A 25,558-nucleotide genomic window follows, 5' to 3' on the forward strand; every position below is an offset into this window, starting at 1 on the left:
TTACATATTGGGATAGTTGGGGCCACCAGCACCTTCGGGAGTTACCCAGGTAATATTTTGGCTCGGATCTTTAATATCACAGGTTTTACAATGCACACAGTTTTGCGCGTTGATCACAAAGGATTGCTCGCCTTCTACTTCTTGTACTTCGTAAACGCCGGCAGGGCAGTAGCGCTGTGCTGGCTCGTCAAATTTAACTAAGTTAACGTTAATCGGAATTGATGCATCTTTTAGTTTTAAGTGACACGGCTGCGATTCTTCATGATTAGTATTAGATAAAAATACCGAAGAAAGCTTATCAAAACTGAGTTTGCCATCAGGCTTAGGGTAGTTAATTTTTTCAGCTTGGTTAGCGTCTTTTAAAGTTGCATGGTCAGGTACGTTATCTTTAAAGCTAAACGGTAGGGCACCCTTAAATATATTCTGATCAAGCGTGTTATATGCGCCGCCTGCAAATTTACCTAAGGTATGCATAGCAGGGCCAAAATTACGAGACTGATACAGCTCTTTATACGCCCATGACTTTTTAAACTCAGCGGTGTACTGGGTTAAATCATTATTAGCTAAATCGTTCTGTAGCGCATTAAAAATGACCTCAGCGGCTATCATGCCTGACTTCATAGCCGTATGATTGCCTTTAATTTTTGCAAAATTAAGCGTGCCAGCATCACAACCCACTAATAAACCACCTGGGAAGTGCATTTTTGGTAATGAATGTAAACCGCCTTTTGCAATGGCACGTGCGCCATAGGCAATGCGTTCTCCACCTTCAAGTGTATTTTTGAAAATAGGGTGATATTTTAATCGTTGAAATTCATCAAACGGGCTTAAGTGTGGGTTAGAGTAATTTAAATCAACAATTAACCCCACAACCACTTGGTTGTTTTCGCTGTGATACATAAAGGCGCCACCGCCAGTGTCACCGCTTAATGGCCAACCAGTTCCGTGTACAACTTTACCCAATTGATGTTTAGATTCATCAACTTGCCAAATTTCTTTAAAACCTAAACCATAATGCTGTGGTGAACTTTCATCGTCTAAAGCAAACTGATTGATCAGTTGCTTACCTAAATGACCGCGACAGCCCTCAGCAAATACTGTGTACTTAGCGCGTAGCTCCATACCTGGCATGTAACCGTCTTTTTCATTGCCATTTTTATCTACACCCATATCGCCAGTAATGATGCCTTTTACAACATCATCTTCAATAATGACTGAATGCGCACTAAAGCCTGGAAATATTTCTACTCCAAGGTTTTCCGCTTGCTCTGCTAACCAGCGACATACATTACCCATAGAAACAATGTAGTTACCCTTGTTATGAAATGTATTTGGTGTAGCAAAGTGAGGAATTGAGGTTGCTTTATGTTCGTTGTTAAACCAGTAAATCTCATCATTTACCACTTTAGTCGAAACAGGAGCGCCGAGTTCTTGCCAATTTGGCAGTAATTCGTCAAGTGCTTTGGTTTCAAAAACGGCACCTGATAATACATGTGCGCCAACTTCTGAGCCTTTTTCAACTACACATATCATGCACTCTTGTTGTTTTTCTTGTGCTTGCTGCGCGAGTTTAATTGCTGTTGAAAGCCCCGCAGGACCTGCCCCTACAACAACAACATCAAATTCCATGGTTTCGCGTTCAATCATAATAACCTCTTTATCTATGACGGACTCACCTTTGCATTATTTGGCAAAAAGTAAGCTAAGCAACCTGTTTCTTTGTTATGCAAATTAATCGTTACAGGTTGTGAATAGTTTAAGGTTATTTTAGGTTGACGTTTACGTCAACAGGAAGTAGTCTGATTTCATAAAATAAATAGGTTGACGTAGACGTTAGCTTATAGGTTTAAATAATTATGGAGTCCCTATGAAAGTTCTCGTACCAATAAAAAGAGTGATCGACTACAACGTAAAAGCTCGCGTTAAACCTGACAACAGCAGTGTTGATTTAACTAACGTAAAAATGGCCATGAACCCATTTTGTGAAATTGCTGTGGAAGAAGCGATTCGTTTAAAAGAAGCGGGTACTGCAACCGAAGTAGTTGTTGTTACTATTGGCGCTAAAGCATCTCAAGAACAATTACGCACAGCACTGGCTTTGGGCGCAGATAAAGCGATTCATGTTGAAACAGAAGAAAATTTAGAGTCTTTACATATAGCAAAATTGCTTGCCAAAGTAGTTGAACAAGAATCGCCTGAACTGGTTATTTTAGGAAAACAGTCAATCGATTCTGATAATAATCAAACAGGTCAAATGCTAGCGGCGCTGACTAACCGTGGTCAAGGTACGTTTGCTTCTAAAGTGGTTATTGAAAATGGCAAAGTAAATGTTACTCGTGAAGTTGATGGCGGTTTACAAACCGTTGCACTTAATTTACCCGCAATAGTCACCACCGATTTACGTTTGAATGAGCCACGTTATGCGTCGCTACCTAATATTATGAAAGCCAAACGTAAGCCGTTAGAAGTTATTGCGGCTGATTCGCTAGGTGTAGATTTAGCCCCGCGCATTGAATTAGTTAGTGTAGAGGAGCCAGCAAAACGCAGCGGCGGGATTATTGTTGAAGACGTTGCACAGCTTGTAGAAAAACTTAAAACAGAGGCAAAGGTGATTTAAATGAAAACTCTTGTAATTGCAGAGCACGATAACGGTGCCTTAAAACCAGAAACCTCAAAAACGATTAATGCCGCTAAAAAATTAGGCTTTGACGTAGATGTATTATTAGCAGGCATAAACCTTGGCGCCATGAGTGAGTCACTCGCGAGCATTGAGGGTGTTGCGAATGTTTTACTTGCTGATAATGCAGTTTATGAGCATCAACTTGCTGAAAGCATGACAGATCTAGTGTTATCACTTGCAGATAGTTACAGCCATGTTGTGGCAAGTGCAACTACTACAGGTAAAAACTTTATGCCGCGTGTTGCCGCATTATTAGATGTAGCGCAAATTTCAGAAATTATTGACGTAATTGACGCAGATACATTTAAGCGCCCAATTTACGCGGGTAATGCTATTGCAACGGTTAAATCGCTCGATAGTAAAAAAGTGATCACAGTACGTGCAAGTAGCTTTGATTTACAAGGCGAGCAAGCTCCATCTAATGTAACCGCTGTAGATGCAGTCTCTGATTCACAGTTAAGCAGTTTTGTTAGTGTTGAACAAACTGAATCAGAGCGTCCAGAGCTAACGGCTGCAGATGTGGTTATTTCGGGTGGTCGTGGTATGCAAAATGGTGAAAATTTTGCATTATTAAATGGCATTGCCGATAAACTCGGTGCCGCTATTGGTGCATCACGTGCAGCGGTTGACGCGGGCTTTGTGCCTAACGATATGCAAGTAGGGCAAACAGGTAAAATTGTCGCGCCTAATTTATATATTGCTGTGGGTATTAGTGGTGCCATTCAGCATCTTGCGGGTATGAAAGATTCAAAAGTTATTGTTGCCATTAATAAAGACCCTGATGCGCCAATATTCCAAGTAGCTGATTACGGTTTAGTTGCTGACTTATTTGATGTTTTACCACAGTTAGAGCAAGCACTATAAAGTACAGCAATAAACCGCTCCTAAAGTAACAAATTCTGATTTAAAGCCGCCGTTTCATTATTGATTCTGCGGCTTTTTTAATTCAACAACTCCACTTATCTAAATTACTTGCGATTTAAGTTTTTTTACTACAAAGTGACAGCGTTGTCATCTGTAGCAATACAAATTATTAAATAGGAGCCAAAATGACAAGGTATAAAGCACTTGATGCTATGCGTGGGCTAACCATAGCGTTAATGATACTGGTAAACACGCCGGGGTCGTGGTCCCATGTGTATGCCCCTTTACTTCATGCAGATTGGCATGGCTGTACCCCTACGGATGTAATTTTTCCGTTTTTTATGTTTATTATTGGCTCTGCGATGTTTTTTTCGCTCAAAAAAACGAACAGTGCAGCCAGTGCTAGCCAAGTATTAAGACTAGTTAAGCGTGGAGCAATTATATTTGTCATTGGTCTAGCTTTAAATATTTATCCCTTTACTACCAATATTGAAAACTTGAGAATATTAGGTGTACTGCAACGTATAGGGATAGCCTATATTTTAGCGTCTATCTGTGTGTTGTTTTTAAATAGGCGAGGGGTGTTAACGCTATCGATTATTACCTTAGTTGCTTATTGGTTATTACTGTTAAGTGTTGGCGCTGAAAACGCTTATACACTCGAACATAACCTAGTTAGAGCGGTTGATATTGCCGTACTAGATGAGTCGCATTTATGGCAAGGTAAAGGGCTCGCATTTGATCCAGAGGGGCTGATCAGCACGTTACCCGCTGTGGTGAGTGTCTTATTTGGTTTTGAAGTAACGCGCCTGTTAACGAGCACAAGTTGCCAGTGGGCAAGCATTAAACGGCTGTTAGTTATTGGTGTAGTTGCAGTTGTTATTGGGCAATTAACCTCAATGGTGATGCCAATTAATAAATCACTTTGGACTAGTAGCTTTGTTATTTACACATCCGGGATTGCCTGTATTGTGTTGGCATTTTTTGTTTGGCTTTGCGACATTGTTAAACCTGAGCGCCTTGTTAATCCATTAATTGTGTATGGATCAAACCCACTGTTTATATATGTATTATCGGCTGTGTGGGTACTGAGCTATTCACTGATAAATATTGGCGAGCTAAACTTGGGGGACTGGATGTATCAGCAACTCGCATTGGTTATGAGCGCTAAATTGGCATCGTTCACCTTTGCTTTATTGCATGTTATTGGCTTATGGGTAATTTCGAATATGCTTTATAAACGAAAAATATTTATAAAGATTTAGTATTTATAACAATTTTCTTCCTTAAGCGGGAGGCAAATTGTTCAAGTATTTATGCACATTAATATATCAGACAATAAAAAACCAACCCGCGGGTTGGTTTTTTTATTTAACGTTACAAAGCTTAGCTTAGTACGTTGCGCTGCCTTTAGTACGTGGGAATGCAATAACATCACGTACGTTACCCATACCGGTAACATAAGCAACTAAACGCTCAAAACCTAAACCAAAGCCAGAGTGTGGCACGCTACCGTATTTACGGAGGTCGCGGTACCAGCTGTAATCTTCTTTGTTTAAGCCCATCTCTTCAAGGCGTGCATCTAATACATCAAGACGCTCTTCACGTTGTGAACCACCAATGATCTCACCAATACCAGGTGCAACTACGTCCATAGCTGCAACAGTTTTGCCGTCTTCATTTTGACGCATGTAGAATGCTTTAATATCACGCGGGTAGTTTTTAATAACAACCGGTGCTTTAAAGTGTTCTTCAGCTAGGTAGCGTTCGTGCTCAGACTGTAAATCTACACCCCATTCAACGTCGTACTCAAATTTCTTGCCACACGCTTTTAAAATCTCTACAGCATCGGTGTAGTCAACTTGGGCAAAGTCTTTTTCAACAAATTCTTCTAAACGGCTAATAGCTGTTTTTTCAACACGTAATGCGAAAAATTCCATGTCGTCACGGCGCTCTTCTAATACAGCTTTAAATACATACTTAAGCATGTTTTCAGCCAGTTTTGCGATATCTTCTAAATCAGCAAACGCAACTTCTGGCTCTACCATCCAAAATTCAGCTAAGTGGCGAGATGTATTTGAATTTTCTGCACGGAACGTAGGACCAAAGGTGTAAATTTTTGACATAGCTGATGCATATGTTTCACCGTTTAGCTGGCCAGATACCGTTAGGAAGGCTTCTTTACCAAAAAAGTCTTCGCTGTAATCAATCTCGCCTTTGTCCGTCATTGGCAGATTTTGCATATCAAGCGTTGATACGCGGAACATCTCACCTGCGCCTTCACAGTCACTTGCAGTAATAATTGGGGTGCTGATCCAGTAAAACCCTTGCTCATGGTAAAAGCGGTGGATTGCTTGTGCTAAACAGTTACGGACACGTGTTACTGCGCCAATCATATTAGTGCGAGGGCGAAGGTGAGCGTGTTCACGTAAATACTCAATGCTGTGGCGTTTAGCCGACATTGGGTAGGTGTCTGGGTTTTCAACCCAACCTAACACAGTTACTGAGTTAGCTTGAATTTCGAAAGATTGACCTTGTCCTGCTGATTGTACTAATACACCGGTAACCGACACAGAACAGCCTGCTGTTAAGCTTGTAACTTCATCATAATTATTCAGTGAATTAGGAACTACCGCTTGAATAGGATCAAAACACGAACCGTCATGAACGGCTAAAAATGATATTCCTGCTTTTGAATCGCGGCGTGTACGGATCCAGCCTTTAATGGTTACTTGGCTGTCTACCGCAACATTGCCTTTTAATAGCTCTGAAATCGCTAAATGGCTCATCTTCACTCCAATGATATAAGTTGCCTAACTATATAAATTAACTGTGCGTTACTCATGCTTTTTAGCATTTGAGGTCACTGCACTTGAACCTTGTATAATACCTAGTAAAGTAAAATAAAAAAACTGTTGTGGGCAACTCTTTAAAAGTTTTTAGTGGTACGTTGTTTTTTTAACCAATTTTTACAGTTAAATAACCACTATTACCATTTGTTGCTCTGAAATTTCATCAATTTGTGGCATTATTAGTAAATAAACCGAATTGACGTATTAATAAAAAATGGATGCTATGAAACAAGTTTTTATTTTACGAGGGCTACCAGGCAGTGGTAAGTCATATTATGCGCAAAATCTCGCCGAGGAACTTTCCGGTGCAGATGAAAGCCAATATTTTATTTGCTCAACAGATGATTACTTTGTTAACGAGCAGGGTGAGTACCATTTTGATAAGTTTAAATTATCGCAATATCATAATTTAAACTTGGCGCGTTTTATTAATGCCCTAGCACAAGGCATTGAACTGGTAATAGTGGATAACACCAATATTAAAAAGTGGGAATTTATTGCCTATTCACAAGCAGCCATTGCTTTAGGCTATCAGGTAAAAGAAGTGATTGTTGGCGAAGTGAAAGATAAATCAATGCAACACTTATACGCAAAACGCAATAGCCATAACATACCGTTAAAAACGATTAGTAAAATGGCTTACATGTTTGAGTGGTAATTATTAAATTTTAGCTAATACGTCTATATCAGAGTGTGTAATGGCATCTAAATGAGCGGTGATTTTTTCACTGCTCCAGTCCCACCATGCAATCGCTAGAAGTTTATTAATAGTCTCATCATCAAAACGCTTTTTTATCAATTTTGCAGGGTTACCGCCAACAATGCCATAGGCGGGCACATCAGACGTTACCACAGATTTACTTGCTATAATGGCACCATCACCAACTTTTACTCCTGGCATAATGGTGGCGTTGTAACCTATCCACACATCATTACCTATTTCAGTATCTCCCTTAAAAGGTAAATCACCTTGTTGAGGTGCAGATTTTTCCCAGCCATTACCAAATATAAAAAATGGATAGGTAGAAAAGCCGGAGGTTTGATGATTAGCCCCATTCATTATAAAAGTAACGTCTTTAGCTATCGCACAAAACTTACCTATGATAAGACGGTCCCCGATAAAATCGAAATGGTAAAGTACATTTTTTTCAAAGTTTTCAGGGCCATCAGGGTCGTCGTAATAGGTATAATCACCAACGTCTATATTCACAGAGGTGATAAAGTTTTTTAAATAACCTACTTGAGGAAACCCTTCCATAGGTGATGGATTGTTTGGATTTGGTCCGTTCATAGTTTCCTCCAAAGTAGAATATATAAAGCGCTAGCTTTTAAATGCCGCCAGTGGATGAGAGGTACTAAGCGATACATGTACGTTATCACCAGGATTTACCACTACTTCATGACTCACGCGACTTGTAACCACAGTACCACAGGCTAGTTTTATGGCGCATAATCTGCTGCCGCCTTCAAAGCGAACCCAAATTACTTCGCCATTATTTCCTACACTGCTTTGTACTAATAATACATCATCTGGACGAAGTAACACCTCTACCTCACCGTTTTCACAGTCAACACCATGAGCGGGAACATTACCAATATCGGTAAGTGCTTGGCCGTTATTCAGCGTTCCTTTTATAAAACTAGCTTCACCTAGAAAGCGTGCCACAAAGCGATTATTGGGTGCACTAAAGCATTGCTCTGGGCTATCAATTTGCTGTATTTTTCCGCCTTTTAGTACACCCACGCGATCGCCCACCGAAAGTGCTTCTTCTTGATCGTGCGTTACCCAAATAGCGGGTACGCCGGCTTCTTTAAGCGCATTACGTATATCCCAACGTAGCATGTCTTTTAAAGCCGCGTCTAAATTTGATAGTGGTTCATCAAGTAATACAAAGTCTGGCTGGTGGGCTAGGGTGCGCGCTAATGCAACGCGCTGCTTTTGTCCGCCTGAAAGTGTAGCTGGTTTTTTATGTCTAAACGCATCTAAACCGAGTAGCTTTATCCAATGATCGGCAGGGCTTGTGTCTTTCAGTTTAAAACACACATTTTGCTCAACCGTTAAATGGGGAAACAACGCAAAGTCTTGAAACACCATACCCACACTGCGTTTTTCAGGGGCTACAGTATGCTTTGGTGTAGCAGTCCATTTAGCAACTTTAATTTCGCCGTCGCTAATTGGTAAAAGCCCAGCTAGGGCTTGTAAAATAGTACTTTTACCACAACCTGTTGGACCAACAAGCATTAAAATTTCGCTTTCACCTAAAGTGAAATTTAAGTCACTAACAACACGATTACTGCCATAATCTATAGACAACTGACTTACAGATAGCATTTATATAAATCCTTAATGTTCAAACTGGTTGCGTTTCTCGCCAGACATCATAATAGCTAAAGCCGCCGCCGAAATCACCACCAACAATAACCCAGGTATTGCTGCGCGGCCAAAATAACCGGCTTCGTAAACACGCCATAAATACGTAGATAAGGTTTCAAAACCAGTTGGACCCAATAATAGTGTGGCTTCTAATTCACGCATCGACTCTAAAAAGACTAAAGCGGCCCCTGCAATAATACCACGCATAGTCAGTGGTAAAGTAATACGTGTGAAAGCTTCACGTGGGCTTGCGCCTAACACACGGGCTGATTTTACTAAGCTTGGATCAAGGTGCTCGGTGCTGGTACGCACAGAGCCAACCGCAAGCGGTAAAAAACGTAGCATATAAGCAATGATCAACAAGCCCAGTGTTTGATATAAAAATGGCAGTTGTAAGCCGCCATATACAAGCGCTGTGCCCATAACAATCCCCGGAATACCAAAACCAAAGTAAGTAACGCGTTCCATTACTTTACCTGCTTTTCCAGTTAATGCTGCATGCGCTACAGGAATAGCCACAATAACTGTAACAATAGCTGCAATGGCTGAAGCGTAAGTAGAGTGCCAAGCAATACTAAAATCAAACGAACTAAAACCATCACGCATTAGCCAAAGTGTAAATACTGCGAGTGGTAAGCCAATAGCAAGTAATAAAATTGGTGCAAAGGTGGCAAACATCGCGCCTAATTGCCATTTTTTTGGGAATAAAATAAGGGGCCGGCCTTGGCGTTCAGACGCAGTTTTAATTTGCGATTCAATCATTAGTAAAAAGCCAACAATCACCATTAACTGCATAGACAGCATAGCCGCACGGCTCAGTTCAAAGGCGTTATATTCTACGTAAATAACACGAGTGAAGGTATCTAGACGCATCATTGCCGGTGTACCAAAGTCTGATAGCGTATATAAGGCAACGAGTAACGAGCCCGCAGCAATACCATTTACAACACGGGGCAAAATAACTTTAAACACGCTTTGTGTCATCGACATACCCAATGTACGAGCTGCATTGACCATACTGGCATCAAGACTGAGTAAGGAGGAGCGGGTTGTCATCATTACAAATGGGAAGGTATATAGGGTCATTACAATGGCGGCGCCAGTTAAGCCATACATAGAAGGGGTTTCAAAACCAAGTAAGTTATGTATTTCACCACCAGGGCCAAATGCAGCATAAAGCGTAAATGCACCAATATAACTTGGTATAGCTAAAGGGGCGGCAAATACTACTAACCAAAACTTTTTAAATGGCAGCTGCACATAAGCGCTAATAAATGCTAAGGGCACACCAATTAAAATTGAGCCTAATACTGTTAAGCCCATTAACGACAGGGTATTGCCTAAAATAGTTAAATTATGACTATCAAAAAAAGAGCTTGCATCACTGGCAAGCGTTATTAAAACAAAAATAGGGGTAAGGGTAACAAGCGCTGCAAGCAGCGCCATAGGATAAGATGGTGGTATTCGCATTATAAAACGCCGCTGCTGCGCATTAAGTCAATAGTTGGACGTAAGTCAGCCAACTGAGTTAAGTCTATTTTAGGTGGCGAAATACTGGTTAATTTAGGCAAGCCATCAGGTTGCTTTACGCCATTAACTAGCGGAATTTCATACGCTTCACTCGCTAAATAACTTTGTACTTCAACGCTGAGTAAATAGCGCATAAAGTTAGTTGCTAGCGGGTCGTCAGATAGCGATAAAATACCAGAGGCATTCACTAAACAACCGGCATCTTGCTCTGTAAATGCAAGATCAAGTTTAGCGTCGGGCTTACCAGACTTCAAACGTAACGTGTAGTAGTGATTAGCAAAACCAATATCTACTTCACCACGTTCAACGCCCATTACTACACCGAGTTCGCCAGCGTAGGTTTTTGAGCGTTTTTGCACTTTTTTAAGCCATTTAGCAGTTTTATCATCGCCTTCTAAAATTCGCATTGCGGTAACAAACGATTGAAAAGAAGCATAAGCTGGTGCCCAACCAATACTTAAATCACTGTCGGCTATTTCCATAATGCTTGTTGGAATTTGCTCTTTGGTTAAACGCTCAGTATTAAAAGGCAAAGTACGTATACGACCGGTTATAGGTGCCCACTCATCGTATCTAAACTGTGGCTGTAGCTGTGCAGATAAATCACTAGGCATAGGTTTAGCAAGCCCAGCATCGGTTACTAAACCAATAGCGCCCGAGTCTACAGCCCAAAATAAGTCAGCACGTTTAACACCCGCTTTAGCTTCGGCAACAATTGTATTAGCCAATGCCGCAGTTGGGCCGCGTCGAATAGCAAGGTCTAAATCCGGGTTCTTTTTTTGAATGGCTTGTAAAACGTTTTCGTATAAGCCACCTTCACCACGCCCTAAATAAAGGGTCAATGCGCCTTTAAGTTTAGGTAATGTATCTACCGACACGGGGTTGGCAATATCAGCGGCAAACGCACGTGAAAGCGATAGCGGAAAAGCGCCAGCTATCCCTAACGCAGCTAAGCCTTGAATAAAGGTTCTGCGTTCCACTTAAAATACATCCTTACGGGCTTTTTCAGCTTTTTCAATTAGCGCTTGTGCACGGGTTAACTTAGTTTGCATATCAACAACCACGTCACGTACTTGGTCTACTGTTTTATTAGCTGAAATAGTTTGCGGTAGGGTTACGTTAAAGTCTTTTTCAAGTACTTCTACTAAGTTAGCGTCTTGCTCAATGAGTGTGCCTTCAACGCCTTCAAATAAATGCAAGTAAGTATCGTGAACTATGCTGGTTGCTTCATCGCTTAAACGTTCTGCGTATTTAGCAACCACTCGGTCTAATTTGTGTTTAATTTCGTCAATGGTCGCGCTTTGCGTCATTTCTTTTGTTGCTGTGGCTTTAACGCTTTTTAATAACCCTTTTTGTTGAAACTGAGCCGCTAACTTAACTGCGCCTAGGCCTTGCCATAAAGCATTGTTCATTGCTTGTTGCTGCAAACGTACTTCTGAGGCTGGCTTTTTGTTATCAATAGCCATTTTTATGCCATACAAACCTTGCCATATAGAGGCATATACAGGAACGTAATTTGTTTCTATAGCGCTGTGAAATTTAACCGATTCCCAGTACTCAATTAAGTCATCAGTATTAACTGCTTTAGCGCCTTTTTTCTCGTAATCGCTTACTAGGGTATCAACCTTTGAAACCATCCACTCAACGTCTTCGTTGTAGGTTTTTAAATTAGCTTGAAGGTGATTAACATGCTCACCAATTGGGCCGTTAGCAAGTGCCGGTTGTGCAAAAATCGCAGAAGCGAGTAAAAAAGTTGCACTTAATGTCTTGGCAGGCTTAAGTAATATTTTCATAGCAAGTGAGTCCATAAATGTTATTGTAAATGATAGTCATTATCATATCCCTAAACATCCCTTAGATCAACACACTAAATCAAGCCAAAGGGTTAAATTTACTAAACTTTACAGAGGAATAATAACTAAATAGAAATATCAATTTAATTTTAACTTTAGTGGCTAAAATAATTAACCATCTATACGTAATGTTTACCCTTTATGGCGTTATATATAGCATCGCAAAGCTGTTTAATACTGGCATCGTCACTTATATACGGTGGCATTAAGTAAATTAGTTTACCAAAGGGGCGTATCCACACTCCTTTGCTAACAAAATAAGCCTGTATTTTAGCTACATCTACTATTCCTGCCTCATCTGTCAGCTCTACCACGCCAATTGCACCTAAAGTGCGCACATTAGCTACATCAGTAAGTGAGCCACACTGATGTAATTGTTGAAGTGCTTGGTTTACTTCACAAATTCGTTTTTGCCAATCTTGTTCAAGCAATAAGTCTATACTGGCACATGCCACAGCGCAGGCGAGTGGATTGCCCATAAATGTAGGTCCGTGCATCAAAACACCGGCTTCACCTTCGCTAATGCCTATCGCTATTTTATCGGTCGTTAACGTGGCTGATAAGGTCATGGTGCCGCCGGTGAGTGCCTTGCCAATACAAAGTATATCTGGCTGTACATTGGCGTGCTCTACAGCAAACATTTTACCTGTACGGCCAAAGCCTGTGGCAATTTCATCACAAATGAGCAATACATCGTATTGAGTACATAACTTGCGCACACAGGCTAAATATTCAGGATGATAAAAGTTCATTCCTCCTGCGTTTTGTACTATGGGTTCAATAATAAAGGCGGCAACTTGCTGGTGGTGTTTTAAAAAATAGTGTTCTAGTTCATCCGCCTCGGCTTGATTAAACTCTTCATGAAATTGGCTAACAGGTGCAGGTACAAATACATGCTCAGGTAAAAAGCCAGAGTACAAGCTATGCATAGAATTAACCGGATCGCACACACTCATGGCCGCAAAAGTATCGCCATGATAGCCCTTAAACGGAGTCATTAACTTTTGTTTAGTATTAATGCCTTGGCTTAACCAATACTGCAGCGCCATTTTAATCGCTACTTCAACACTTACCGAGCCGCTGTCGGCTAAAAATACTTTATTTAAATGTTCAGGCGTTATCGCTACTAGCTTTTTACAAAGCTCCACAGCACTGTAATGGGTAATGCCGCCAAACATTACATGGCTCATTTTATTGATTTGCTCTGTCATCGCATTATTTAAAACGGGATGATTGTAGCCATGTATTGCGCTCCACCAAGAGGCCATACCGTCAATGAGTTTCTCGCCTGTTTCTAGGTGTATAAGGTTGTGATTGGCGTATGTAACAGGATAAACCGGAATTGGTTGAGTCATTGATGTATAAGGGTGCCAAATGTGATTTCGGTCAAAATCAAGGTCTATTGTGTGTTTTATGTTCATATGTAAACTTTAATTAAGTTAGCTTCGTTGACAATGGTACGGCAATACGTATTCTAAGCCAATAACACCAAGAGCAAAAAATAAAAGAGAGTATTATGGAGCTTGCAACAGTTCGCCACGATTGGACCCATAGCGAGGTTAAAGCCTTATTTGAAATGCCGTTTAACGATCTGCTTTTTAAAGCCGCGACCGTACACCGTGCTAATTTTAATCCTAATCAGGTGCAAATTTCTACTTTACTATCAATAAAAACAGGTGCTTGCCCTGAAGATTGTAAATATTGCCCGCAGTCGGGTCATTATAAAACCGACCTAGAACGAGAGCGCCTGCTAGAAGTAGAAAAAGTAGTAGAGCAAGCACGCCTTGCAAAACAAAAAGGCGCCACCCGTTTTTGTATGGGCGCTGCGTGGTCAGATCCTAAAGATCGTGATATGCCGTACATTTCAAAAATGGTTAAAGAAGTAAAAGAGCTTGGCCTTGAAACCTGTATGACCCTAGGTAAGCTTACCAATGAAAAAGCGCATGCGCTGAGTGATGCCGGGCTTGACTACTATAATCATAATTTAGATACCTCACCTGAATACTACGAACAAATTATATCTACCCGTACCTTTGCAGACAGACTAAACACTATTGATCATGTGCGTGATGCCGGTATGAAAGTTTGTTCTGGCGGTATTGTCGGTATGGGTGAGCAACCCAGCGATCGTTATGGGTTATTAATGCAATTGGCTAATTTACCGCAGCAACCAGAAAGCGTCCCTATTAATATGCTAGTAAAAGTAAAAGGGACACCGCTTGAAAACGTAGACGACTTAGATCAGTTTGAGTTTATTCGTACTATTGCCACCGCGCGTATTATGATGCCGCATAGCTATGTGCGATTATCGGCAGGGCGCAGTGCAATGAATGAGCAAATGCAATCGATGTGTTTTTTTGCCGGTGCTAATTCCATTTTTTATGGTGATAAACTCCTTACTACAGAAAACCCAGAAGCTGATGCTGATATGCAATTAATTAAAAAGCTGGGTATGAACCCTGAAACGGCGGAAGACTATTCAGATGAAGCCGTTGCTGCGTCGTTATCCTCTAAAGTGGCCGATAAAGCCAGTTCAGAATTGTTTTATCCTGCTTAATATTGTGTATTGCTATGTCATTTGATTTTATAAATAGCCATTTACAAGCGCGCCAGCAAAGCGCGCTTAACCGCAAGCGTTATGTTATTGAGCAAGCCAGTGCGCGTGAAATTATAGTTGATAATAAACGCTATCTTAACTTTGCCAGTAACGACTACCTAGGCTTTGCCGATGAACCCACTTTGCTTGATGGCATGCAGAGCCTAGGAAGTCATAGCTCTGCTTTAGTAACAGGCTATCAAGGTGCGCAGCAACAGCTCGAAAAATACTTATGTGCTCAGTTGGGCTATAACAATGCCATGCTGTTTAATTCGGGCTTTAGTGCTAATAGCAGTGTTATAAAAGCGTTATTTCAAGATAAAGCCATTGCTCAGCAAAGTGCGATTTTTCAGGATAAACTCAATCATGCAAGCTTAATCGACGGTGCACTGCATGCAAACGCAGCACTTGTACGCTTTAACCATAACGACATGAATCATTTACGTTCACGGCTGGAAAAGTCCAATGCTAAGTATAAATTGATTGTGAGTGAGGGCGTATTCTCGATGGATGGCGACCAAGCACCATTAACTGAGTTACTGAGTTTAGCTAAAGCACATAACGCCTGGTTAATGATAGACGATGCGCATGGCTTTGGCGTACTGGGAAAATCGGGTTTGGGAAGCTGTGAGCCACTTATAGCGGCAGATAATTTACCAGATATTTTAGTGATCACCTTTGGTAAAGCGGTGGCAAGTAGCGGGGCGTGTGTATTAGGTTCAAGTGAATTTATTGATTACATGTTGCAGTTTAACCGCGATTACACTTATTCGACCGCTATGTCGCCATTTATTGCTTCGCATACATTATCAAGAATTAAAACCATACGTGATGCTAACCACAAGCGTGCAAAATTAAACGCCAATATTGCTTTATTTAAACGTTTAGCCAATGAGCACAAAATTGCCTTAATGGATTCAACAACAGCCATTCAACCCCTAGTTTTAGGGTGTGCCGAACAGACCTTAAAAGCCTGTGAGCAGCTCAAACAGCAGGGGATTTGGCTAACCGCTATTCGTCCGCCCACGGTGCTGCATAATACCTCAAGGCTACGCATTACCTTAACCGCCGCCCATACCGAGCAAGATATTACAACATTGGTAAACTGTTTAAAAAAGGCCATTGCATGATAAGCGCACACGCTACAAATGCTAACTCGCGTATAAAGTCACCGTTAGCTTGTTTAGCTGTTAATAGTTTAAAGCAGGTAACGCAACGCAAGTTTTCAACGGCGGCAAACCAATATGTAGCCCACGCACATGTACAAAAACAAGCTGCAACCGATTTAATTAAACTCATTAAGCTTGATGTGAGCACAAAGCACAAACACTGTGTTGATTTAGGCGCAGGGCCGTTAGTGAATACCCAAGCGTTACAAGGAATATACAAACAGGTAATTGCCATGGATTTAAGCCTTAGCATGCTTAAAAATAGTGCAGTAACCGCACCGCGTATTTGCGCCGACATGGATAACTTACCATTACAACAAAATAGTATTGATGTGGTATTTAGTAATTTTGCAATGCAATGGTCGGCTAATTTTGAAATGCTAATGCATTCATTACATTCAGCTTTAAAGCCCGGTGGGCAGGCGTACATAAGTACGGTGGTAGAAGGCTCACTACATGAAATCAAAACGGCGTTTGCCGCGCTCGATTCGCATAGCCACATTAATAACTTTTTAAGTAGCGATAATATAAACCAATCGGTCAAAAAGGCAGGGTTTATTGTTAATAACGCGACAGAGGTTATTTATACTGATGAGTTTACAAGCCCGCTTAAAGCGATTAGTTCAATTAAAGCCATTGGGGCAACTTCGCAAAATAAAGCAACGCAGCGCCCAGGATTATTAACTAAATCGGCGCTGCAAAAAGTATGTGCTGCGTATCCGCTTATAAACAACCAAGCCCATGTATCTTACCATGTGGTATTGTTATCATTAGAAAAAGCAAAAATTTAAAGGTAAGGCAATGCAGCAATTTTTTATTACCGGTACCGATACCGACGCTGGTAAAACCCACGTAACTAGTTTGCTATTAAAGTTACTCGCTCAACATAAACAGCGCGCAATAGGCTTTAAACCGATTGCATCAGGGTGTGAACTTGCGTTTGAACAGCTTGTGAATGCCGATGCTTTAATGCTAATGGAAAGCGCGACTGTGAGCGCTAAATACGACATTATTAATCCGTTTGCTTTTGAGCCCGCCATAGCTCCACACATTGCAGCAGAGCAAGTAGGAGTAACCCTAAGTGTTGAAAAGCTTCGTACCGCTTATAAAAATGTGAAGCAACAAGGTGCAGACTACCTGCTAACAGAAGGTGCGGGCGGCTGGGCATTGCCAATTAATAATAACGAATATTTATACGACTGGGTAAAAGCAGAGCAATTACCCGTAATATTGGTAGTAGGGATGAAACTAGGCTGTATAAATCATGCATTACTCACTGCAGCACATATGCAAAGTATGGGTGTTAATTGCATTGGTTGGATTGCTAACCAAGTTGATGCCACTATGGATGAATACCAAGCAAATCTAGATTCGCTTAAAACACGTTTACCATTCCCGTTGCTTGCTATAAGCCCCTATACCGAGCAAACCCCTAAATTACAAATTTATAAAACCCTGCTTACTGCACTTGCTATAAATGCCTAAACTATACTGCTTTGTAATTTTATAAATATACAAAGCAGTTTATATATTAAATACACCGGTTTAATAAATATGTTTAGCGCCTTGAAATACACACCTTGTATGCATGTATAACGCTAATTACACAGTGCTATTGTTACTAAGGAAATAACAAATACCATGACCCACCCATTTATTAAGAACTACGCTTATAATACGCAGGTTAAGGCCGAATCAGATCTAGCAAAAAGTGCTCTGCCTAAAACCCATGTAGGTATTTTAGGTGGGGGAACTGCAGGGGCAACAATTGCGATTCGCCTTGCGGCATTGGGCATAAAAACGACTATATTTGAGAAAAAAAAGTCACTTATTGACGGCCCTCCTATGTGTCATCTGCACGCCGGTGGTAATTTATACCGTGAAATTCCAGATCAAGACTGTATAGATTTACTTAAACAATGTATTGATATTTTACGACTATATCCTTACAGCATAGATGTACGCCCAACTGTATTTGCTGTGCCAACGCGTGATGATGATTCACCGGATGATTTACTGCCAAGGTTAGACAAGCTTACTAACGCATATAAAGACTTAATTGAACAAGATCATAATAATAAAGTTCTTGGCGAGCCTGATAATTACTATCAGCTTTATAGCCATGAGCAAATGATAACCTTGAGTAAAAAAGAGCAGGTTACTGAGCCCAAAACGCTAGATGAGTGGATGATCCCCGTTGCTAAGCATTTAAACTTAAACAAAGTAAAATACCCACTTATTGTTGTACAAGAATACGGTTGGAATATATTTAGATTATCTGCAAGTGCGCAACTTGCGCTTGCCCAGTACGAGCACGCTAACGTTCTTACCAGCACAGAGGTAAAGCAAGTCAGCAAAGTTGAGCAAAGTAGTGCTAACAATCAAATGCCAAAATGGAAAATTGAATATCAAAACAACCAAAGCAACACGACCCAAACAGCAGAAGTAGATTACCTTATAAACGCCTGTGGCTTTCAAACCGGTATTGTTGATGACATGGTAGGCGTAAAGCCCAAGCGTATGGTCGAATTTAAAGCTTCATACATTGCACACTGGCAAGGCGCTGGCGGGCAAATACCCGAAATTATTATTTATGGTAACCGAGGCACTCCCGAGGGCATGGCACAATTAACGCCGTACCCTAATGGCTTTTATCAAATTCATGGTATGACTAACTCAATTACCTTGTTTAACGATGGCCTAGCAGATACAGCCGAGCAAACGGCACAGCCACAACTGCCTACTAAGTACTTAAATTATATAAATAATGGTTGGGATCAGCAGGTGCTAAAAGCACGTGGTCAAAAAGCGATTGATTATGTAGCTGAGTTTGTACCAGCATTTAAAAACGCTAATACGCAAAACAATGCCTTGTTTGGCGGCCAACAGATCCCAGGCGAAGACGACACCTTACGCGTTGCCGACGTAAGTTTATATTCGCATATTAGCTACGCACGAGCCGAAAATGTAAAAGCGTCATCAACTTTGATCGCTGCTGACGAAATAGTAGCTGAATTTATAAAGCTTGGTTTAATTTGCACAGAACACGACGGTAATAATCACCGTAAGCATCACCAATGGACCTACCTTAAGAACAGTCGCAATGAAGATATAAGTAAAATTGCACAAGTACTTGCAAAAGAGCGAGGCTTCCCCACAGATATGGCAAATGTTAATCACGGTATATATAAAAGCGTATAGTATAAAAAAAATAACTTATTGAATTTTATTATTTTTATAAGTGAATTTTTACTGTTGAACAGAAAAAAACCTAGAAAGTTTAACTTAATTAAATATATATAGAACTTTAAAAATATCACTTGCGTTATGACATAGTTTGTCACAGAATAGCGTTGATGTTATGACATAGTGTGTCATAACGCAGTAATTGCTATGGCCGATCAACAAAAAGAAGTCGCTCAGCAATAAATGTTATTTTTGGAGACCATGTATGAAACGTGTATTTTTGTTTTTATTAACTAACCTCGCGGTTATGTTGGTATTAGGTGTTGTGCTTTCAATCATAATGAGTGCGCTGGGCTTAAGCCATCGTAGCCTGGGTGGTATTTTATTAATAGCTGCTGTATTTGGTTTTGGTGGGTCGTTTATTTCTTTGTATATGTCGAAATGGATGGCGAAAAAATCAACCGGTGCACAGGTTATTACAAAACCAAGTAACGAAACCGAGCAGTGGTTAATGAACACGGTTGCCGCGCAAGCTAAAAAAGCCGGTATTAATATGCCTGAAGTGGCTATTTACGACAGCCCAGAAATGAACGCTTTTGCAACCGGCCCGAGTAAAAATAACTCGCTGGTGGCGGTAAGCACGGGTTTATTACACAACATGACCCAAGATCAAGCCGAGGCAGTGCTTGCGCACGAAGTATCGCACGTGGCTAATGGCGACATGGTAACACTAACGCTTATTCAAGGCGTGGTTAATACCTTTGTTATTTTTGCCGCAAAAGTGCTGGCGGGCATTGTAGATAATTTTATAAATAGCGATGAAGAAGAGGGCGGCAGCAGCTGGACTTACTTCTTATTCGATATGTTATTCCAAGTATTATTTGGTGTACTAGCCAGTGTGGTAGTTGCTCATTACAGCCGCAAACGTGAATTTGCAGCCGACAACGGTGCAGCTCAGTTAGTAGGCGCAGACAAAATGCGTTCAGCCCTTGAGCGATTAAAGCAAAACCACCCATCGCAATTAGAAGGCTCAATGATGGCCTTTGGTATTGCCAGTGGTAAAGGCATGGCTGAGTTGTTTTCATCTCACCCACCGCTTGATGCACGTATAGACGCACTACGTCGTTAAAAAAATTCAAGTTTTTCACAGTACTTGTAAACAAAAAGCCTGCATTTGCAGGCTTTTTTATGTTTAATTTTTTTATTGTGATTGAATAATATCGGTAATTCCCTCTGGTGAGAGTATTTCAATCCAGTAACCGTCTGGGTCTTTAATAAAGGCAAGGCCTTTCATTGAACCACCATCTGGCTGTTTTACAAACTCCACATCGTATTTAGCAAAGCGCTCACAGGCAGCGTATACATCGGGCACGCTAATCCCAATATGGCCAAAGCCTTTTGGTTCTTCATTACCACTGTGATAACAGCTAAAGCTGTCGTCGTTTTCAGTACCCCAGTTATGGGTAAGTTCAATCAGAGCAGGGCGGCGAAACACCCATTGAGTTTTTTCTTTATCATCGCCTTTAGGCATATCTTGCTCGTAGCCTAAAAAGTACAAAGTAAACTCCATACCAGGAAAGTCGTACTTTCCTAACAGCTTCATACCCAATACGTTTTCATAAAATGCCAGCGACGGTTTTGGATCTTTAATACGCAACATGGTTTGCTGCATTACATAGCCCTCAGTGGCTTGTGCAATTTGCTCTGGAGATTCGTTATAGCTAGACATGAAATAATCCTTAATAAAATGACTGAAAAACCTTAATGGATTTAAAAAGGCAGGGAATACGAACATCATAATCAACAGCGGCAAAAATTAAAACCACAAGGCTAAATTACCAGCTAGTTAGTTGGGTGTTTTTAAGCGGAAAATGGCATATTTAGCGATGCTGGTTATTTATACAGTGGTGGTGTTTTGTCCAATATTACTGATCTCCACCATTTTGGGGTATTTCTGCATTTATGAAGTATGAGCCGTAGTTAACTAGTTGTTTACAGGTGTTTATTTGAGGGCTAAGATAAATGCAATGTAATATATGGACATTTGTCGGTTTATAAAACGACAAATGTCGTATACAAAGTTATTATACATTTCTGGGGTTCATGTGAGAGATAGTGTTCTTAAAAAAATATTTTATCGAACAGATAAGTCGATTGGATATGGAAAATGGTTAAAATTAACTCTATTGGAAAGTTATCTCGGTGAGCAGTTGCTGGAAATGCTATTATCCTTCTCCTCGTACAAGCAAGATAGTACAGGTGAAATTTTTTCTGGCACTGCATCTTTTGGGTACAAATCATCTGATTTAGAAGATTTTATCGCTGCAACTCTTGTGAATAAGTGGCTCTGTAAACATATCAAAGAGCTTCTGATAATTAAATATCTCAATCATTATGGCTTATTACGACTTCACCCTGCGACTGAACATAAAACCTCAGAATATGAAGTAAATCCTGAAAAAGTATTTTTACTTACAGAATTGAGGCTTTCATATAATACTATTTGGGTTTCTTTAAACTTCGTTGTGGATATGTTGGTATTTGTATACTCTGGCAGTCTTGTTGCAGCTTTAACAACAGGTGCTTTTGTAGAATTCATAAGGCGGTTTAAGTTCTAATGTATAACAATACCTTAAAGTCGGATTCGTAACAGTTGGCTCGGTTTCGCTTCGCTTCACATTTTAGCCAACTATTACTCACCGCTTAAGGCGGCGTTAGCTTTATAAGGAAAACTTGGTGTTTGATAGGATAAAAATAGCTATGTCAAAAGGGTTTTGGCACGCTTTGGCGGTAATCATAGTCATGCTATTAGCTGGGCCTGAAATAATGGTAAGTATTGAACTTATGGCCATGGTAGAAGTGCTTGGGGCTTCAACCTTTGTATTGATCTATCTCTCAGTTATCAAGCTGTTTTTCTCAAAGGTGTGGGATAAATATAAAAATTTTGAAAGTCATTCCGTTTTCTTTTTCCCAACGCTGTCTGTTTTAAAACAAATGCCATCAATGATAATTCATACAATCCCTGATAGGACTGCGGTTGGTGGATTTTTGGCAGTAGTTACAGTCACGATGTCAGCATTTTATATTCAAACTCTAATTGGAATATAGTTAGCAAATAAATAAACTAGACAAATAAATAAACTAGACACCCACTCTAATTTTTGCAGTTTCAAATAAATAAACTAGACACCCACTCTAATTTTTGCAGTTTGGCGAACTAAGTACTAGGCTTTCACCAGTGTGAAAACAAACTGGGTCACTTATGGCAATCGCAAGAAAGCGTCAAGTAAGTTTGGTTGATACAAAGTACTACCACTGTATATCACGTTGCGTACGCCGTGCATTTTTATGTGGAGAAGACCATTTTACGGGTCAATCTTTTGAGCATCGCAGAGGGTAGGTTGAAGACAAATTGCTTGAGTTAGCCAAAATATTTTGTATTGACGTCTGTGCTTATGCCGTTATGAGTAACCACACGCATTTAGTGTTGTATGTAGATGACAAAAAAGCGAACAGACTGAATGATAAAGCGATTGTTATTCGCTGGCACAAGCTGTGTAAAGGTACTGTCCTTACGCAAAAATACATACAGGGTGAGAAGCTAAGTAAAGTAGAACTTATCCTTTTTAATCAAACAGTAAAGGAATATCGAGAGCGACTATCAAGTCTTAGCTGGTTTATGCGATCGTTAAATGAAGACATTGCGCGCAGAGCTAATAAAGAAGATAACTGCACGGGTAGGTTTTATTCGCTGCCATCCATGGCGCTCACCCTTCGGGCTGCCTAACGGCATTCAAATTTATTCCCTATAAATTTATGGGAAGGTCGCTTTAAATCACAAGCACTCCTTGATGAAGCGGCGCTTGCCGCGTGTATTGCATACGTCGATTTAAACCCTATTAGGGCTAAGATGGCTATCACTCCAGAAGAGTCTCACCATACCAGTGTACAAAAACGCTTAATATACGCAAAAGAAGGCAAGCAGCCAAAACAACTACTTCGCTTTGCAGGTATGCCGCGTCAAATTATGCCAAAAGGGCTGCCGTTTGAGCTTAAGTCGTATCTTGAATTAGTTGAATTAACAGGGAGAATAATACGAAAGGATAAACGCGGCCATATTGATAACACCCAACTTCCTTTACTGGAAAGACTCGATATATCTCCTGAAAACTGGTTAAAACTCACTACACAATTTACACGCGTATTTCACGGCGCAGTTGGCAGGCCGACCTCACAAGCAAGTTATTGTGAAAATTTGAATCGAAAACGGCAAGCCAATACAAGTAATTGTGAAAAGCTATTAGCATAAACTTTAAATTACTCAGTAGAAAAGTTGAAACTGCATCATGCAGCTATTTTTATGCGTGGAATTTAAATTTAAGAGTAATAATTGCTTAAAAAATAAATCTAGAAATACAGTTTTGCTTGCAAAATTAGAAGGGTGTCTTTCAAAATTAAAATGGATGTCTAGTTTGTTTTCTTGATGCCTAGTTTGTTTTCTTTTTTATTTAGTCATGAGAAGCTAACTCCAGAGCTGATTAGTAAATTAGGTGACACAATTTTAATATATTAATTATGGGTGTCACTTTATGTTTTTGTTTAAAACATCATGTGCTAAATTTATTACAGCTATATTTACAGGGAAGATAAAATGACAAAGCGATTACGTTTTTTATTACCATCAGTATTATTTTGTTTTGGAACAAGCGCGCTAGCAGCTGAGCCGGTTTTATATTACGGCGGAGATATTCTCACTATGGAAGGAGAAAAGCCGCATTATGAGGAAGCTTTAGTTGAGTCAGAAGGGCGGATTGTTTACCTTGGCAGCTTAGCGAAGGCCAGAGAAAAGTTTGACAATCTACAAAACAAAGACCTTCAAGGGAAAACACTTTTACCCGGTTTTTTGGATGCCCATAGCCATATGTACAATACGGGTTTAATTGCGCAATTGGCAAATTTATTACCTCCTCCCGATGGCCCCGGTGCAAATTTTAATAGTTTAGTGACAACAACCAAAAAGTGGATGGAGTCTGCTGAAGGGAAATTCATTATCGGAAAATTTGGTTGGGTGTTAGCTAATGGGTATGACGATTCGCAGCTTAGCGAAAAACAACATCCCACTAAAGATGTTCTAGATAAAATTTCGTCTAAATACCCAGTGCTTATAATGCATCAATCGGGTCATCTAGCAAGTGTCAATTCAAAAGCTCTAGAAGTGGGTGGCTACACAAAGGATACCAAAGACCCCAAAGGCGGTGTAATTAGGCGCTTGGCCGACAATAGTCCTAATGGCGTGCTTGAAGAAGCGGCTTTTTTTAATCTATTATTGCCTATTGTTGCCACTAAATCCGATGCTGAAGTACAGCAAAGGTCCATTGAGCTTGCTCAGCTGGAGTATGCTAAAAATGGATATTTAACAGCTCAAGATGGCCGCACAACAGCGGATGCGACTTCGGCATTAGAAAGAGCAGCTCGTGATAAATCGCTATTCATTGATGTTGTTTCATACCCTGACATTGTTTGGAATAAGTCAGCTGTTAAGCCCGAATTTTATAACTCAGATCGCAGTTATGTTAATCGATACCGAATAGGGGGGGTTAAATTAACTTTAGATGGTTCACCACAAGGAAAAACGGCTTGGTTATCATCACATTATCATACGCCACCGGAGGGTAAACCGCTGGACTATAAAGGTTATCCTATCATGAGTGATGAGATGGCCATTAAACATATAAACACTGCGTTTAAAAACAAATGGCAGATTATTGCTCACACCAATGGTGATGCAGCGATTGACCAATATATTAAAGCTATTAAAGTGGCTAAAAAAAGTTATGGGTATGATGATCACCGTAGCGTGATGATTCACGGCCAGACTTTACGTAAAGATCAAATCCCGGATTTAGTCGATTTAGGGATCCTCCCATCGTTGTTTCCTATGCACACTTTTTACTGGGGCGATTGGCATGTAGAGTCTGTTTTGGGGCACCCAAGGGCAGATTATATTTCGCCATCACGAGATGTAGTTGAGGCTGGTTTAACGGTTACTTCTCACCATGATGCCCCTGTGACATTTCCAAATTCAATGCGAGTGCTCGATGCAACGGTTAATCGTATTACACGTTCGGGTAAAGTATTGGGGCCGGATCAACGTTTAACGCCTTATGAAGGGTTAAAAACTTTAACACAATGGGCTGCTATTCAATACTTTGAAGAAACAAGTAAAGGTACGCTAGCTGAGGGAAAGCTCGCGGATTTCGTCATTTTAAGTAACAACCCTTTAAAAGTGGAACCACTTACTATTAAGGATATAAAAATAGTGCAAAGCATTAAAGAAGGTCATGTTGTATATTCAAATTGATATTCAACATGAAACAATTTTAACGCTTAACTATACGACGGCTTTAGTCACCGTCGTATTAAACCTCAGCCTTGAGATGCAACAGTGAAGTTT

The 25,558-nt window shown here is 40.4% G+C and carries 22 protein-coding genes and 1 pseudogene; 14 read left to right on the forward strand and 9 right to left on the reverse strand.

What is annotated here, in order from left to right; translation table 11 throughout:
* Positions 1–1,647, reverse strand: coding sequence for an electron transfer flavoprotein-ubiquinone oxidoreductase (locus ACZ5WS_RS11425; protein ID WP_464708679.1), 1,647 nt, complete (start codon positions 1,645–1,647; stop codon positions 1–3).
* Between the two features lie 220 nt (positions 1,648–1,867).
* Between ACZ5WS_RS11425 and ACZ5WS_RS11430 the strand changes: the two genes are divergently transcribed.
* From ACZ5WS_RS11430 to ACZ5WS_RS11440, 3 genes are all read left to right on the forward strand, one after another.
* Positions 1,868–2,617 (forward strand): electron transfer flavoprotein subunit beta/FixA family protein, encoded by a 750-nt coding sequence (locus ACZ5WS_RS11430; RefSeq protein WP_464708680.1) that lies wholly within the window; start codon positions 1,868–1,870, stop codon positions 2,615–2,617.
* On the forward strand, positions 2,618–3,544 hold the full coding sequence (locus ACZ5WS_RS11435) for an electron transfer flavoprotein subunit alpha/FixB family protein (protein WP_464708681.1): 927 nt from the start codon (positions 2,618–2,620) through the stop codon (positions 3,542–3,544).
* 185 nt (positions 3,545–3,729) lie between these two features.
* A complete protein-coding gene (locus ACZ5WS_RS11440; RefSeq protein ID WP_464708682.1) occupies positions 3,730–4,809 on the forward strand; it encodes an acyltransferase family protein in 1,080 nt (359 codons plus the stop codon).
* A gap of 126 nt (positions 4,810–4,935) precedes the next feature.
* Here the strand turns inward: ACZ5WS_RS11440 and asnS are convergent, their stop codons facing one another.
* Positions 4,936–6,333 (reverse strand): asparagine--tRNA ligase, encoded by a 1,398-nt coding sequence (gene asnS, locus ACZ5WS_RS11445; protein WP_008113822.1) that lies wholly within the window; start codon positions 6,331–6,333, stop codon positions 4,936–4,938.
* Positions 6,334–6,619: 286 nt separating this feature from the next.
* On the opposite strand from asnS, the gene ACZ5WS_RS11450 reads away from it, so the two are divergent.
* A complete protein-coding gene (locus ACZ5WS_RS11450; protein ID WP_008113825.1) occupies positions 6,620–7,054 on the forward strand; it encodes an ATP-binding protein in 435 nt (144 codons plus the stop codon).
* A 3-nt stretch (positions 7,055–7,057) separates the two neighbouring features.
* On the opposite strand, the gene ACZ5WS_RS11455 is transcribed toward ACZ5WS_RS11450, so the two are convergent.
* The 6 genes from ACZ5WS_RS11455 to bioA all read right to left on the reverse strand — a co-directional run bounded on the left by ACZ5WS_RS11455 (position 7,058) and on the right by bioA (position 13,574).
* The gene (locus ACZ5WS_RS11455; RefSeq protein WP_464708683.1) at positions 7,058–7,687 is read right to left on the reverse strand and encodes a Vat family streptogramin A O-acetyltransferase; all 630 of its coding nucleotides are present in this window, start codon (positions 7,685–7,687) and stop codon (positions 7,058–7,060) included.
* Positions 7,688–7,717: 30 nt separating this feature from the next.
* Complete coding sequence (locus ACZ5WS_RS11460; protein ID WP_075169194.1) at positions 7,718–8,728, reverse strand: ABC transporter ATP-binding protein; 1,011 nt, start codon at positions 8,726–8,728, stop codon at positions 7,718–7,720.
* A 12-nt stretch (positions 8,729–8,740) separates the two neighbouring features.
* Complete coding sequence (locus ACZ5WS_RS11465; protein ID WP_131691064.1) at positions 8,741–10,240, reverse strand: ABC transporter permease; 1,500 nt, start codon at positions 10,238–10,240, stop codon at positions 8,741–8,743.
* Positions 10,240–11,280, reverse strand: a complete 1,041-nt coding sequence (locus ACZ5WS_RS11470) for an ABC transporter substrate-binding protein (protein WP_464708684.1) — start codon at positions 11,278–11,280, stop codon at positions 10,240–10,242. The genes ACZ5WS_RS11465 and ACZ5WS_RS11470 overlap by 1 nt, the downstream gene beginning before the upstream one ends.
* Positions 11,281–12,093, reverse strand: a complete 813-nt coding sequence (locus ACZ5WS_RS11475; RefSeq protein ID WP_464708685.1) for a hypothetical protein — start codon at positions 12,091–12,093, stop codon at positions 11,281–11,283.
* Positions 12,094–12,272: 179 nt separating this feature from the next.
* The gene (gene bioA, locus ACZ5WS_RS11480; RefSeq protein WP_464708686.1) at positions 12,273–13,574 is read right to left on the reverse strand and encodes an adenosylmethionine--8-amino-7-oxononanoate transaminase; all 1,302 of its coding nucleotides are present in this window, start codon (positions 13,572–13,574) and stop codon (positions 12,273–12,275) included.
* Positions 13,575–13,669: 95 nt separating this feature from the next.
* Here bioA and bioB point away from each other — a divergent pair, with 95 nt between their 5' ends.
* From bioB to htpX, 6 genes are all read left to right on the forward strand, one after another.
* Entirely contained in the window at positions 13,670–14,710 is a 1,041-nt protein-coding gene (bioB, locus tag ACZ5WS_RS11485; RefSeq protein WP_010390068.1) for a biotin synthase BioB, read from the forward strand.
* A 14-nt stretch (positions 14,711–14,724) separates the two neighbouring features.
* Positions 14,725–15,879, forward strand: a complete 1,155-nt coding sequence (locus ACZ5WS_RS11490) for an aminotransferase class I/II-fold pyridoxal phosphate-dependent enzyme (protein ID WP_464708687.1) — start codon at positions 14,725–14,727, stop codon at positions 15,877–15,879.
* Positions 15,876–16,709 (forward strand): methyltransferase domain-containing protein, encoded by an 834-nt coding sequence (locus ACZ5WS_RS11495; protein WP_464708688.1) that lies wholly within the window; start codon positions 15,876–15,878, stop codon positions 16,707–16,709. The genes ACZ5WS_RS11490 and ACZ5WS_RS11495 overlap by 4 nt, the downstream gene beginning before the upstream one ends.
* Positions 16,710–16,719: 10 nt before the next feature.
* Complete coding sequence (gene bioD, locus ACZ5WS_RS11500) at positions 16,720–17,403, forward strand: dethiobiotin synthase (protein WP_464708689.1); 684 nt, start codon at positions 16,720–16,722, stop codon at positions 17,401–17,403.
* Between the two features lie 156 nt (positions 17,404–17,559).
* Positions 17,560–19,119, forward strand: coding sequence for an FAD-dependent oxidoreductase (locus ACZ5WS_RS11505; protein ID WP_464708690.1), 1,560 nt, complete (start codon positions 17,560–17,562; stop codon positions 19,117–19,119).
* A gap of 250 nt (positions 19,120–19,369) precedes the next feature.
* Positions 19,370–20,233, forward strand: a complete 864-nt coding sequence (gene htpX / locus ACZ5WS_RS11510) for a protease HtpX (RefSeq protein ID WP_075169202.1) — start codon at positions 19,370–19,372, stop codon at positions 20,231–20,233.
* A gap of 72 nt (positions 20,234–20,305) precedes the next feature.
* Here htpX and gloA read toward each other — a convergent pair whose 3' ends face one another.
* Complete coding sequence (gene gloA, locus ACZ5WS_RS11515) at positions 20,306–20,833, reverse strand: lactoylglutathione lyase (protein WP_464708691.1); 528 nt, start codon at positions 20,831–20,833, stop codon at positions 20,306–20,308.
* Between the two features lie 376 nt (positions 20,834–21,209).
* Between gloA and ACZ5WS_RS11520 the strand changes: the two genes are divergently transcribed.
* The 4 genes and pseudogenes from ACZ5WS_RS11520 (at position 21,210) to ACZ5WS_RS11535 (ending at position 25,465) form a co-directional block, all read left to right on the forward strand.
* Positions 21,210–21,722, forward strand: a complete 513-nt coding sequence (locus ACZ5WS_RS11520) for a hypothetical protein (RefSeq protein WP_464708692.1) — start codon at positions 21,210–21,212, stop codon at positions 21,720–21,722.
* A 118-nt stretch (positions 21,723–21,840) separates the two neighbouring features.
* Positions 21,841–22,212 (forward strand): hypothetical protein, encoded by a 372-nt coding sequence (locus ACZ5WS_RS11525; RefSeq protein WP_464708693.1) that lies wholly within the window; start codon positions 21,841–21,843, stop codon positions 22,210–22,212.
* A 154-nt stretch (positions 22,213–22,366) separates the two neighbouring features.
* Positions 22,367–23,413, forward strand: a pseudogene (locus ACZ5WS_RS11530) (transposase).
* 342 nt (positions 23,414–23,755) lie between these two features.
* A complete protein-coding gene (locus tag ACZ5WS_RS11535) occupies positions 23,756–25,465 on the forward strand; it encodes an amidohydrolase (protein WP_464708694.1) in 1,710 nt (569 codons plus the stop codon).
* Positions 25,466–25,558 lie beyond the last annotated feature (93 nt).

The organism is Pseudoalteromonas sp. 11L1 (assembly GCF_055397545.1).